The organism is Paenibacillus sp. FSL K6-1122 (assembly GCF_037977015.1).
Classification (GTDB): domain Bacteria; phylum Bacillota; class Bacilli; order Paenibacillales; family Paenibacillaceae; genus Paenibacillus; species Paenibacillus amylolyticus.
This window is the reverse complement of sequence record NZ_CP150272.1, coordinates 5,522,735-5,537,077: the sequence shown is the minus strand read 5'-3', so window position 1 is coordinate 5,537,077 and position 14,343 is coordinate 5,522,735. Positions and strand designations below refer to the sequence as shown.

At 46.7% G+C, this 14,343-nt stretch carries 10 protein-coding genes; all 10 read left to right on the top strand.

Translation table 11 applies throughout. The annotated features are described in order from the left end of the window. Positions 1 to 558: 558 nt before the first annotated feature. Entirely contained in the window at positions 559 to 1,827 is a 1,269-nt protein-coding gene (locus tag NSQ20_RS24780) for an SEC-C metal-binding domain-containing protein (protein WP_340031068.1), read from the top strand. An 821-nt stretch (positions 1,828 to 2,648) separates the two neighbouring features. After that, a complete protein-coding gene (gene hisS, locus NSQ20_RS24775; RefSeq protein WP_340031067.1) occupies positions 2,649 to 3,902 on the top strand; it encodes a histidine--tRNA ligase in 1,254 nt (417 codons plus the stop codon). Between the two features lie 213 nt (positions 3,903 to 4,115). Then, positions 4,116 to 5,894 (top strand): aspartate--tRNA ligase, encoded by a 1,779-nt coding sequence (gene aspS, locus NSQ20_RS24770; protein ID WP_340031066.1) that lies wholly within the window; start codon positions 4,116 to 4,118, stop codon positions 5,892 to 5,894. Positions 5,895 to 5,912: 18 nt separating this feature from the next. Continuing rightward, positions 5,913 to 6,671 carry a tRNA threonylcarbamoyladenosine dehydratase gene (locus NSQ20_RS24765; protein WP_076320351.1) on the top strand — a complete coding sequence of 253 codons (759 nt, stop codon included), beginning with the start codon at positions 5,913 to 5,915 and terminating at the stop codon, positions 6,669 to 6,671. A 244-nt stretch (positions 6,672 to 6,915) separates the two neighbouring features. Beyond that, positions 6,916 to 8,214 carry an NCS2 family permease gene (locus tag NSQ20_RS24760; RefSeq protein ID WP_036616916.1) on the top strand — a complete coding sequence of 433 codons (1,299 nt, stop codon included), beginning with the start codon at positions 6,916 to 6,918 and terminating at the stop codon, positions 8,212 to 8,214. 73 nt (positions 8,215 to 8,287) lie between these two features. After that, entirely contained in the window at positions 8,288 to 10,087 is a 1,800-nt protein-coding gene (locus tag NSQ20_RS24755) for an ABC transporter ATP-binding protein (RefSeq protein ID WP_036616918.1), read from the top strand. A 146-nt stretch (positions 10,088 to 10,233) separates the two neighbouring features. After that, the gene (locus NSQ20_RS24750) at positions 10,234 to 10,899 is read left to right on the top strand and encodes a TetR/AcrR family transcriptional regulator (protein WP_036616921.1); all 666 of its coding nucleotides are present in this window, start codon (positions 10,234 to 10,236) and stop codon (positions 10,897 to 10,899) included. 36 nt (positions 10,900 to 10,935) lie between these two features. Further along, on the top strand, positions 10,936 to 11,727 hold the full coding sequence (locus tag NSQ20_RS24745) for a DUF4097 family beta strand repeat-containing protein (protein ID WP_162158996.1): 792 nt from the start codon (positions 10,936 to 10,938) through the stop codon (positions 11,725 to 11,727). A 45-nt stretch (positions 11,728 to 11,772) separates the two neighbouring features. Further along, positions 11,773 to 11,943, top strand: coding sequence for a hypothetical protein (locus NSQ20_RS24740; RefSeq protein ID WP_164783408.1), 171 nt, complete (start codon positions 11,773 to 11,775; stop codon positions 11,941 to 11,943). 137 nt (positions 11,944 to 12,080) lie between these two features. Next, positions 12,081 to 14,261 (top strand): UvrD-helicase domain-containing protein, encoded by a 2,181-nt coding sequence (locus NSQ20_RS24735; protein WP_036616927.1) that lies wholly within the window; start codon positions 12,081 to 12,083, stop codon positions 14,259 to 14,261. The last annotated feature ends 82 nt before the right edge of the window (positions 14,262 to 14,343 follow it).

Sequence of the window (14,343 nt, the reverse complement as noted above, 5' to 3'; positions counted from 1 at the left end):
AGGATATTAAAAAACTAATTTATAAAGCGCTATCATTTTTGTAATATTACTGTAATATTAGATACATAAGCCTTTAACATAGTGGGCTTATAATAACACACATGACCCCCTTTTTTTATATATCCTTTGAGCCTGCACACCGTGTGCAGGCTATTTTTTTTGAGCTGAGAATGTGTATGTTTTGGGTAGAGCTTACCCCTTTATTCAATTTTTGCTAGAATAGAGAGATGGGTTTATATATTCTACAGCGAATTGTTTTCATAGTTGGGCTACATTGGACGGTAAATCTAGCTCCAGTGATTGGGTTCAGGCGAATCCAATTCTATGACAGAGAGTATGAGGAACTCATCGCCAGAGTGATCCGTCATATTCCAGATGAACATATACTCGCTGAAACGGCCCCGCCTTTTTTATATAAGTAAGGGGCAGCCGTTTCTGCTTGATCGATGGAATTTGAAAGTTATATAGAATGCCTCGTTTGAGAAATGACACCTACAATGCTAAAGCAACAGAGTTCTCATGCGAATGGCTAGAGACAGATTTAAGGGGGAATTAGTTTTGAGTAAGGTTGGAAGAAATGATTTATGCCCATGCGGTAGTGGGAAAAAATATAAGAAATGTTGTCTGAACAAGGAGTCCTCTGCAGTAGAATCCATACTGGGGATAATATCAAAGGAGCAACCGGTTCGGGAAGCCTCCATGCAGCCTGAGAGCAAACTGACCTTGACCAAGCTGAAAAAGATGGTGGCAAGCGATTTGAAATGGGAGCATCCGGCTCACGAACAGCTGGCCCTGCAGACTATTGAGAACATGAGGAACCAATACGAGCCAGAGGTAATTTTGGAAGCTCTGGTGTTATGGAACGGCTACTCCCGTCAGAACCGCCCTACTGTGAAGAAGACAGGCTCGTTCTCTGCTGCAATTGAGTATTTGCTGTCCGAGGAATACGGCTTCAATGTCTCAAAGGCTGAGCTGGCTGATAAATATGAGGTAACGACAGGCACGATCTCCCGGAAGGTTAAGGAGATGAATAGTTACATCGAAGAATATGGCATGGGCGGTGAAACGGACGAGCTATTGATGCTGAACGGTCCAGGCACATCGAAAGACAAAGCACAGGCTCTGCTGTCTAAGGCGAGGGAAGCGAGCTCTTCCAAACGGAGAGTACATCTGGCGGAAACAGCGATTGAGATGTATCCTGACAGCTCTGATGCGTATCTTATTCTAGCTGAGGAATCGGACAATGAGAATGATGCGCGATCTTACCTCAAGGAAGGAATCGCTGCTGGCAAACGTGAACTGGGCGAACTGTTCTTTGAGGAGAACAAAGGTGACTTCTGGGGGCTTCACGAGACTCGTCCCTATATCCGGATATGCAAAAGTTATGCGGAATCCTGCTGGTTTGGCGGAGATACCAAAGAAGCAGCACAGATTCTGGAGCATATGCTAGAGCTTAATACGGAAGACAATACCGGAGCACGTTACCTGCTCGCTGCTGTGTATTTGTACAGTAACCAATTGGATCAGGCAGAGCAATTGCTGGAGGAGTATGGAAGAGGTGACGCCGCAACGGCCTTTGCCTATGACAAGATCATTCTGGAGTATAAGAAAAACGGAATCACCTCCCAGCTCAAAATGCTGTACCGTGTGGCGCGGGGTGTGAACAAACATGTGCCTGATTACCTGTTGGGTTTAAAGCGGTTGCCGCATAACCTCCCTGATTTTGTCGGCATGGGCGACTCCGACGAAGCGATTGAATATGTCATTATGCATTCCCGTTTATGGGCGAGCGCGCCGGATCTGTTGAAGTGGATGCTGCAACAATAGAGGAATAAGAAGCGAATAGAAGTTGGAATTCATATGATGAATCCAGCTTCTATTATCCGTGATTTCTGTCACTCCCCCATCCGGTGCAGCGTGTGAGTAAAATTTTTTAGAGCTATCTTTTCGTGTTAACCCTTGACTTTAGCACTGCGGTTCATTACAATCAGAAAATAATACGTTGACTATAGTCAATACAAGTCGATTTTTGAACTATATTACTGATTTGATGACGGGACCAAGTACTCCGTGCCCACATGACCAGAGAGGAATCCCAAGGCTGTAAGGATTCTCTTGATGAGCGGACGAATGACTTCCCCGAGAACAGACGGCGAACACAGCAGAGATGATCTGTTGACCAGTAGCCGGCCTGCGCAGGACGTGCGTTACACGTAGAGCGGAATATCTGCTTGATCAGGGTGCTGAATGCAATCTTGAATCATCAGAGATCACCTGAACGGCTAAAGTGTCAGGTTTCCGGAATGTGGGTGGTACCACGGGTGAATGTATATTACACAATCTCTCGTCCCTTTGTTTGCTGTATACACAGCGACAGGGCGAGGGATTTTTTTGTTATATAAGTTGATTTAAAAGAAATACACGAAAACGGAGAGGGCAGAAAAAACCTGTAAAAGCGAAGCGTTCGCCTAAAAGCTTTCTGAAAGAAAGCTACATCGGAAGCATATGCTATCACCGGATTTCCACATTGTAAAATTAATTCAAAAAATCTGGGGATAACAGCGATTGTAAGGTTGTTCTGCCCGTGCAGTGATCACGTGTAGAATTTTTAACTTTTAGAGAAAAAAATCAATGCTGGAGGGATCAAGATGGCTTTTCAAAAACCGACTGGAACGCAGGACTTACTGCCTGGAGTTGTCGAGAAATGGCAGTACGTAGAAGGAAAAGCACGAGATCTGTGTCGACGGTTTAATTACCGTGAGATTCGTACACCGATCTTCGAACAGACTTCTTTATTTGTACGCGGTGTAGGAGAGACTACCGATATCGTTGAGAAAGAAATGTATACCTTTGATGACAAAGGCAATCGCAGCATGACTCTTCGTCCAGAGGGAACAGCAGGTGTTGTCCGTGCGTATGTGGAGAATAAAATCTACGGCGAACCGGATGTGAGCAAGCTCTATTACATCGGTCCGATGTTCCGGTACGAGCGTCCCCAGGCAGGCCGTCAGCGTCAGTTCCACCAGTTTGGTGTAGAAGCCATCGGTGCGCTGGACCCGGCGATTGATGCCGAAGTAATCGCACTAGGTTACCAGTTGTGCGTCGAGCTCGGCTTGAAGGATGTCAAAGTGGAGATCAACTCCGTTGGTAACTCAACCAGCCGTGCAGAATACCGCGAGACGTTACTTGGGTTCCTCAGACCGATGAAAGACAGCCTGTGTAAGGACTGTCAGTCCCGCATGGAGCGTAATCCGCTGCGTGTACTCGACTGTAAAGTCGATCAGGACAAATTCGTTGGGGCACCGTCCATACTGGATAGCCTGGATGAAGAGTCTTTGAATCACTTTGCCAAGCTGCAGGCATACCTGGATGATTTCGGTGTGGATTATGCTGTGAACAATCGTCTGGTACGGGGCTTGGATTATTACACACTGACTGCTTTTGAATTAAAAGCCCAAGGTATTGGAGCAATTGATACCGTTGGCGGCGGTGGTCGATACAATGGTCTCGTTGGAGATATCGGTGGACCTGATCAGCCGGGTATCGGCTTCGGTATTGGTCTGGAGCGTATTCAACTGATTCTGGAGCACCAAAATATTGAGGTCACTACGCTGGCTCCACTGGATGTGTACTTTGTTGCTCTGGGAGAGGCAGCTGATCGTGAAGTGAACCGTCTGTTGTTCAAACTTCGTCAGTCTGGACTGTCTGGGGAACGTGATTATCTGGGTCGCAAGATGAAAGCACAGATGAAATCAGCTGACCGTTTCAAATCCCGCTACACTGCCATCCTTGGTGATGACGAGCTGGAGCGTGGTGAGATCGCCCTCAAATCAATGGATACGGGTGAGCAACAAACCGTGAAACTTGATGACCTGGTAGCGACAATTCGCGAAGGTAAATAAGCACGAAGTGTTACATTAAGATCAAAACTTTCGAGTAAAACAATTGATCCGGCAAAAGTACTGAGGTTCACCGACGATTCCAATTAAGCGGAAGTTGGCGAGCCAGAGGTAACATGCCTTTTCGAATACATGGTCTACACGTAACCGGACTGTTGAAGAGCAGGTACTAACTGCCCACACAGAACGGAAATTCACATAATGAGGAGTTTGGTTATGAAAAGAAGTCATCATTGCGGCGCATTAACACCCGCACACATCGGTGAAACAGTAACATTGAACGGTTGGGTTCAGACCCGCCGCGACTTGGGGGGCGTACTCTTCATCGACCTGCGTGATCGCAGCGGGATTGTACAAGTTGTCTTTAACCCGGCTTACTCCGGTGAAGCTCTGCAAATCGCAGATCGCGTACGTAGCGAGTATGTTATCGCTGTAACGGGTAAAGTTGTTAAACGTGATGCTGAAACAGTTAATAAAAACCTGCCTACTGGCGAAATTGAAGTTCAAATTACAGAAATCGAAGTGCTGAACGCAGCCAAAACACCTCCATTCTTCATTGAAGATGGTGTTGAAGTTGATGAATCCCTTCGTTTGAAATATCGTTACCTGGACCTGCGTCGTCCGGAAATGTTCGAAACATTGAAACTGCGTTCCAAAGCATCCAAAGTGTTCCGTGACTACCTGGATGGAGAAGAGTTCGTTGAGGTGGAAACACCAATCCTGACTAAGAGCTCCCCGGAAGGTGCGCGTGATTATCTCGTACCGAGCCGTGTGCATGAAGGTGAATTCTTCGCCTTGCCACAATCACCACAAATCTACAAACAATTGCTGATGGTGGGTGGCGTTGAGCGTTATTATCAGATCGCTCGTTGTTTCCGGGATGAGGATCTGCGTGCAGACCGTCAACCAGAATTCACTCAAGTCGACATCGAGACTTCTTTCTTGCAACAGGATGACCTGCTGCCAATGATGGAAGAACTGATGGCCAAATTGCTGCGTGAAACCAAAGGTATTGAGCTGGAACTACCTTTCCAACGTATTACGTATGCAGATGCAATGGGCAAATACGGTTCAGACAAACCAGATCTGCGCTTTGGTATGGAACTGGTTGAAATGAACGATATCGTAGGGAACAGTGGTGTAAAAGTATTTGCTTCTGTCATCGAAAAAGGTGGAGAAGTGAAAGTGCTGAACGCTAAAGGCTGTGGCACATGGAGTCGTAAAGAGATCGATGATCTCGGACCATTTGCTGCACGTTACGGTGCGAAAGGTCTGGCTTGGATTCAAGTAAAAGACGGGGAGTTCAAAGGGCCAATCGTGAAGTTCTTCACGCCTGAAGAAATCGAAGCTGTCAAAGAACGTACTGGTGCTGAAGATGGTGACTTGTTGCTCTTCTCCGCAGACACTAAAAAAGTGGTTGCTGACGTTCTGGGCGCATTGCGTCTGAAAATCGGCCGTCAACTGGGTCTGATTGATGACAGCAAATTTAAATTTGCTTGGGTTGTGGACTTCCCACTCCTCGGATATGATGAAGATGCGAAACGTTATGTGGCAGAACACCATCCGTTCACACGTCCAAAAGACGAAGATGTACATCTGTTCGACACTGATCCGGGTGCAATCCGCGCTCAAGCCTATGACCTTGTTCTCAATGGTTATGAAGTAGGTGGCGGTTCAATGCGTATCTACAAACGTGATGTTCAGGAGAAAATGTTTGCTGCCCTTGGACTCTCTACAGAAGTAGCGAATGAGAAATTCGGCTACCTGTTGGAAGCATTCGAATATGGAACTCCACCGCATGGTGGTATTGCCTTTGGTTTGGACCGCCTCGTGATGTTGCTGGCGGGCCGCACGAATCTGCGTGAAACGATTGCCTTCCCGAAAACGGCAAGTGCAACGGATCTGCTCATGAATGCACCATCCGAAGTGGATGACTCACAATTGGAACAACTGCATATCCGCGTAGCCCGTAAACCGGTAGCGGAAAAGAAATAAAGGAGGCATCGATTCTCAATGCTCCATCAATTTTCAAGAACAGAACTTGCGATCGGACCGGAAGGTCTGGATACGTTGAAGAATAGTACAGTCGCTGTGCTTGGTATTGGCGGCGTAGGTGGTATTGCTGTAGAAGCTCTTGCCCGTAGCGGCGTTGGGCGCATCATCCTGATTGATAAAGACGTCGTGGACATCACCAACATTAACCGCCAGATTCATGCGCTGACCACGACAGTAGGGCAGAAAAAAGCGGACCTGATGGTGGAACGTGTGAAACTGATCAATCCGGAATGTGATGCGATTGCCCTGAATATGTTTTACACGGAAGAAACGTATGAGGAATTGTTCAAATATGAACTGGATTATGTGCTGGATGCATCCGACACGATTATCTATAAAATCCATCTCATTAAAGAGTGCCTCAAACGTAAAATTCCGATGATTTCCAGCATGGGTGCGGCGAATAAAATGGATCCTACGAAATTCCAGGTTGCGGATATTTCGAAAACGACCATGGACCCGATTGCCCGTGTTGTGCGGACGACACTTCGTAAAGACGGCATCAAAAAAGGTGTGAAAGTGGTCTTCTCGACTGAAAAGCCGATGAAACCGCGCGAGGACGTAACACAGAAAATCGTTCCCGAGAATGCTCCGGAAATTCGTAAGGCTAAACAGCCACCTGCGAGTAACTCATTTGTGCCTCCGGTAGCCGGACTGATTATGGTCAGTGTTGCGATCAAGGATTTGTTAGAAATTGCAGAGAACAAGCAGCAGTAACTTGCTGCCAACTGAAGAAGCGTGGATGCTGATAAGGCATCTGCGCTTTTTTTTGTGATCATACTTCGCAAGAGAGGAGCGGATGGGACGTCAATCGTCTATGATAGCCGAACTGTATTCCTAGATAAATGTCAGAGTTACGTCATGTACTTCAAAGTCAAAACCGTGTATGATATTCACTGCTGCGCGAAATGATGATACATACATAATGAATTTGCGGCTACAGAGAGGGGAATAGAACGAAATGAAACACGGATGGATGACCAGACGTCTTGGCATGGAGCCAGGAGACCAGTGGAAGAAGGAAGTTGTGGCGGGAGCCATTTCCTATTTTGCCGTGGTCTATATCGTTATGGTCAATGCTACAATTCTTTCCGATGCCGGGATGCCTTTGCAGGCAGCTATGGTTGGAACACTGCTGACGTCCATTGCAGGATGTTTGCTCATGGCATTTGGCGGAAAATCACCGATTATCGTGGTACCCGGAATGGGGATTAATGCATTTTTCACGTATACACTTGTACATTCCATGAAATTAAGCTGGCAAGAAGCGCTGGCTGTTGTAACCGTTACAGGTATACTGTTTGCCATTGTTGCGTTTACGTCACTATACAAAATGATCAGCGAAGCAATCCCGAAAAATCTGCAGCATGGCATTACGGTCGGGATTGGTTTGTTTCTGACATTTATCGGTTTGCAAAAAAGTGGAATCGTTATCGCACATCAGACTACGTTTGTTGCGATTGGGCATTTCAATGATCCCAATGTCATTACAGCCTGCGTTACGCTGGTGCTTGCCTTGATTTTATTTATACGTAACGTGCAGGGTGGACTTCTGATCAGTATTCTGGTCGGGACAGGTCTTGCCTATGTACTTGGTGCAGTGAACCCGGGTGAGTCCGTATCAGCGATGGATGCGCTGCGTCAATACGGCGGCTTATTTGGCGAATTATCTTTGATGAAACTGGCTGATGTTGCATTCTGGATCGCGGTATTTTTGCTACTGCTAATTGTGGTGTTCGAAAATATCGGATTAATTACCGCTCAGACACAGATGATTGGTCGTCCAGAGCGGTTCAAAGGAAGTCTACGCGCACTATCCATTAGTACCGTACTGGCAGGCGTATTCGGAAGCAGTCCTCCAGTTGCCGCAGCCGAGACTACAGCCGGAATTGCAGCAGGTGGTCGCACAGGTTTGACTCCGCTCGTTACAGCCGTGTTATTCGGAGCTACTTTTTTCTTCATCCCGCTACTCGGTTATATTCCAGACAGTGCGATTGCGCCCATTTTGATCATTATTGGTGGCCTGATGGTACAAGGTGTGAAAGATATGGATTTTGGTGACTTCACAGAGGCATTTCCAGCATTTCTGATCATGGTCATGATTCCATTTACATATAGCATCGTGGACGGTATGGCGTTTGGATTTATTGCCTATCCATTAGCGAAGCTGGCAGCAGGTCAAGGTAAACAGGTGCCTGTGGTCATGTATGGCATTTCCATCCTCTTTTTAGCCAACTTTGTGTTGCATGGAGTTTTGTAATAACAAAAGGCAACGTCATGTAAGTTCATACGTATGATCTCTGGTGAGCAGATGGAGAACGGGAGGAACGGGAATGGAAGAGCAGCAACAAGCAGGGCAGAATGAACCGAAGGTAGGAAAAAAGGGATTTAAGGATTTCGTCAAGCTTATCGCCTCCACGAACCCGCCAAAACTGATCTTGATTCTGGCCCTCATCTTAACCCTGATTCAAACTACAGCCGGACTGATCGTGCCATTGATGACCAAAGGTCTGATTGATGGATTAACCACTTCGGCATTGAACAAATCTGTTATTTTGTTATTGCTTGGGGCATTTGTGATTCAGGCGATTGCCTCGGGTATTAGCATTTATATGTTAAATTACGCCGGACAACGAGTGGTCGCAACGCTTCGTACCAAGCTGTGGAACAAGGTATTGTCGCTACGAATGCCGTATTTTGATCGCAATCGGACAGGCGATACGATGAGCCGGATTACGAATGATACAAGCCAGATCATGACGTTGATCACGGATTATCTGGTTTCCTTTGTATCCAACATCGTCGCTGTTGTGGGTGGCGTGGCATTACTATTTTACTTGGATTGGGTGATGTCGCTCATTATTCTGAGTCTGGTGCCGCTTACGCTGTTGATTCTGTTGCCGGTCGGGAAGAAAATGTACAAGATCTCCAAGAAGCAGCAGGATGAGATGGCAGGTCTTACGTCCGTGCTCAGTCAGGTTATTGGCGAGATCCGCTTGGTGAAAGCTTACGGAACGGAGAAACAGGAAGTGGAAGCAGGAGATTCCCGGATTCGTAAAATGTTTGCTTTTGGCTTGCAGGAAGCACGCATTCTTGCTCTGATCGGTCCTTTGTTTACATTTGTCATGACTGCCGTACTGGTCGTTATTCTGGGTGTGGGGGGAATGCGCGTAGCGTCTGGACTGTTGTCGCCTGGTGAACTGGTTGCGTTCATATTGCTGTTGTTCCAGGTCATTATGCCAATGGGACAATTCACGACGTTATACTCCCGTTTGCAAAAAGTCGTAGGTGCAACGGAGCGCATACAAGCGATCCTTGCTGATGAGGAAGAGCCACATGACAGCACCAAGGTAGCGCCAAAAGGAAATGAGACGATTGCATTCCATGATGTACATTTTTCCTATGTTACAGGTGAGGAAGTGTTGCACGGAATCAATTTGACGGTACCTACACAAAAAGTGACAGCCATTGTCGGTCCAAGCGGTAGCGGCAAATCAACACTGTTCTCTTTGATGGAGCAGTTTTATATGCCCGATTCAGGCCATATTTCATATGGGGGACAAGCCATAACAGATTATTCTTTGGCCTCCTGGCGCAGCAAGATTGGGTATGTATCTCAGGAAAGTCCACTTATGGCGGGTACGATCAAAGACAACATCACGTACGGATTAGGTCGTGAGGCCACGATGGATGAGATCCGGCGAGCTGCTGAGATGGCCTATTCTGCCGACTTTATCGACAAGCTACCACAGGGCTATGACACGGAAGTGGGCGAGAGAGGAATCAAGTTATCCGGGGGCCAACGTCAGCGGATTGCTATTGCTCGTGCCTTACTGCGCAGTCCGGATATTCTTATGTTGGATGAAGCGACATCCAGTCTGGACAGCACCTCGGAGTATGAAGTACAGCAAGCATTGTCCAATCTGATGGAAGGAAGAACTACGATCGTGATCGCGCACCGATTGTCCACAGTGGTGGATTCCGATCAGATTGTTGTATTGGAGCATGGGCATGTTACCGGAACAGGAACTCATACGGAATTAATTAGCAATCATCCGGTATACCGTGAGTTAGCGCAGAAACAGTTTGTGGCACAGGAAGGCAATGCAACTACAGTACAAAACGAAGAGTAATTCTCATTAATGCAGGGTCTCCGTAATACCCATGAGGTATTTCAACGGAGATCCTTTTTCTTTTTCTAAAATTCCTCATATTGACAGTAAGACCAACATACTCTATATTATAGATACCGACCGTTGGTATGTATAAGGAGGAACTTATGGCCAGAAATAAATACCCTGAGCAGACACTGGACCTGATTCTGGCAGTCTCAACTCAAATGTTTACTGAAAAGGGATATGAAAAGACCAGTATTCAAGACATTATAGATGAATTAGGTATGTCCAAAGGTGCAATATATCATCATTTCAAGTCCAAGGAGGATATCCTTAGTGCAGTGATGGAGAAGGAGCTCGGGCGGGCAGAAGACATGTTTATGGAACTCATCCAGAACACGCATGCTCCGAATGCCAGACAGAAGCTCATCAGTATTTTGGAAAATATTATCGTTGATCCTGGAATCCAGTCTAACTCAATTGATCAAGTTCTAAGCACTCAGATCAAGAATCCGCAGTTTGTTCTTGGAGGGATCAGAAAAGGTGTTCTGAAGGATGCACGAATTATTTCCAATATTATGGAACAAGGCAAGGAAGATGGGTCCATTTCAGTCGAATATCCGCTGGAGTGTGCTGAAATCTTCATGCTGCTCGTCAACATCTGGATCAACCCTCTTCTATTTGGCAGAGATCAGGAGCAGACATTGGAAAGGCTTAAGTTTTTGCAACACATGATGAAGCTCTTGGGAGCAGATATCGTTAGCGAACAGCTCATTCAGCGAATTACGAATCGCCATGCCAGCACAGGAGGTTATGCGGAGGCGGAATAAACATATACCTGGTTGTTTGAAATGGAGAGGGAAAAGATGTTGAAAAGTAGTGAGCTTTCCATATGCATGAGCATAGACATTGATCAACCCATTCATGATATACAGTTAAATTGGTTGTCAGGAGATATCAGAGTTCTTCCGAGTGTGGATGAACTTATCCACGTCATACAATTTGCGGATGCGTGGTTTTCCAAGCGAAGGCTGATGCAAGTTAACATACGAGGGGATGCCTTAAGCATTGTGGACGGGAGAAAAAGGAGAGGCCTCGTTGGAATAAATATTGCTAGAACAGCATTGGAGATTCAGCTTCCTGATCGTATTTTTGATCGTATTTTACTAAACTCCACAGGAGGACAACTCCGGTTGAATCGGCTTCTGGCCACTCGCTGTCAATGTAAGATCACCTCAGGTAGTGTAGACCTATCAGGGAGGATGGATGAGCTTGAACTGTGCGCATTGGCATCGATAGTGAAAGGGCAGCACCTTAGTGCAGATAAATTCAATCTTCAATCCAGTTCAGCCAAGATCGACATATCAGGGGAATTCCGTCACTTGCAGTATACAACTACAGGCAGAGGATTGAATATGGATTGTCTCAAGATGCCGGAGAGCTTGCATTCCGTATCCACAGGATCAAAAGTAGTGGTTTCCATTCCAGATAACGAAGGTTTCCGAATTTTACTTAAAAGAAGATCAGGAGCGTTAAAAAGCGAATTTGATTTAACTCCCCTTCATGGGGACAGCAACTGTCTAATACACAAAAGTGGAAAAAGTGAATTCCAAGTGGATATTCGAGGAGGAGCTTTTCATCTAAAATCCAGGAAATGAGAGACTGTTCGTGTGTACTGAAAACAAAGGGGGGCGGTAGGTATAATGGCTGGTTGGATTGTAGGGATTAGTTTTTCCACCATCGTACTGCTAATCGGGATTTACGGCGCATTAAACAGCAGGCGCAGGCTGGCCAGAAACAAGTGGGCCTGGTGGTTTATTCTGTTTGGTTGTTGTGCGCTTGTCAGTGCCATCATTAATTATCAATTCAGATGAGCCTCATATATTATAAAAGTAAGCCTACAAAAACGGATGTGGCTTTCAATTGCCCTATGTGATATAGTAAGTATCCTTTTGTATTGCCAGATCTAGGCGATGCAGAGCAAAACATATTCTTAGGAGGTAACTGAAACATGTCAGACAGCTTTCAAAGTGCCTATCAAGAAGAAGAGTACAGGTTAGAGCGAACGATGGAGGAAGTGGATAGTCAGCTGGAACGACTGCAGAACATTCCGGTATACACCGGCCACGACTTCACAGAACAAGTGCTGGAAGCTGGACGCGAAGAGCGCCGCACCGCCTTGTCCAAGAGCGCGCAGCAACCCTATTTCGGACGCTTGGATTTCGAAGAACAGGGCAGTGGTGCACGGAAACCGCTGTATATTGGCAAAATTGGCGTAGACCGCGAAGAGGTGGGAGAGCATCCGCTCGTCATCGACTGGCGTGCTCCTGTCGCAAGCCTGTTTTACTCATTTACGGGAGGGGAAGCCTCCGCTACGTATGAAGCCCCGGAAGGGCTTATTGAAGGTCTCGTATATCTGAAACGAAACGTTGTCATTCGGCAGCGGATATTGGAACGTGTGGCGGATACATATAACCGTGACAGCGACCAGCCAGCGGTATCTGATGAATTCCTCGTTTATCGTCTGGGAGAGAACAAGGATAACAAACTGCGTGATATCGTATCTACGATTCAAGCGGAGCAGGATCTGATTATTCGTGCGGCGAGAAACACTGCATTGATCATTCAGGGTGTAGCTGGATCCGGGAAAACGACGGTTGCCCTGCATCGGCTTGCCTTTTTGCTATATCAGTACAAGGAGCAGGTATCTGCAGAGAAAATGGTTATTTTTGCGCCCAACCACATGTTTCTGGATTACATCTCGGATGTGCTTCCGGAACTTGGAGTAGGGGACATTCAACAGCGGACATTCCCGGATTGGGCGATGAACCTGCTGGGGCTGGAAATGCCTTTGGCGAATACGTCGGATACATTGAACACCTGGTTCGAAACTCCAGATGCGCGGCCTGAATTAAATGATGATGTACCTGGACGTTACAAAGGATCCATCCGTTTCATGGAGCTTATTCGAGAGTGGCTCTCGGGCATGGAAGCGGATTCCGTACCGGATATGGACTTCAGTCCATGGGATGGTAAGGTGCTCAGCAAGACGGAGATCGAGAACTGGTTCGGTGAGGAATATAAGCATTATCCACTAGCCAAACGCAAAGAACGGGTCATGGCGCGGGTTCACCGCTGGATTGAGATGGAACTTAAGAAACCGATGCCAGAAGCTGTGCGCAAAGAACGCAAGAAAAAAGCGTCTACTCGTGAGAAAGCTTATGCCAAAAAATGGCCTCAATACGAGCCGCTTACGTTATATAAACAGTTGTTCAAAGCTGCAAAGGGTGGTTCTGTGCCAGCTTCGCTCAGCGGGCTTATCCCCAAAGGCGTAATGAAACAAACGGCAGCAGATCTGAAACAGGATATCGTCCGTGAAGAGGATCTGCCTGCATTGGTATACATTCATACATTGGTCCATGATATCGAGGGTTCGGAGCGGTTTGATCATGTCGTGATCGATGAAGCGCAGGACTTTTCACCATTTCATGTGGCGTTATTGGATCAGTTCGTCAAAGGGCATTCCTTCACCATACTGGGTGACTTGTCCCAAGGGATTCATGAGTACCGTGGTGTTCATGCGTGGGAAGAGATGAGTTCTCTATTTCCTGAGGAACAGAATGCATACTTTGCATTGACCCGAAGTTATCGTTCAACGATGGAAATTATCGACTATGCAAACACGATTCTGGAACGTGGCGTCAAGAGCGGAATTACGGCGATTCCTGTTTTCCGTAGTGGTGATCCGGTTCGGACTTTGGCTTATGGAGGGGAAGGGCGGACGGCTAGTCTGGAACAGGCTTTGAAGCTGTTAACGGTCAAAGACTACCGAACGGTCTCCATCCTGACCCGTACACTGCATGAAGCAGAGGAACTTCATCGTGAACTTCAGGACGCAGGCTGGGATCTAAACCTGATCGATGGTGGCAAAAAGCAGTACACGGGTGGACACTCCGTTTTACCGGTCTACTTGTCCAAAGGGTTGGAGTTTGATGCCGTTATTGTGGCAGACGTAGACCAGAAGCATTATTTGCCAAATGCAGGTGATGCAAAGCTGTTGTACGTTGGTTGTACACGGGCCTTGCACGAGTTGTGGTTGTTCCATGACGGTGTACTGCCGATCTATGCGGCTGCAACACATAATCCCGATGGCGAACCCGTAACCATTCAGGGTTGGCCAGAGCTTGGTTAGATAGAGTTTACTTATACAACAAAAGGCATGACGTTCATGGGAAAGTCCCATAAGCGCATGCCTTTTTTGCTTTTGTGCGAAA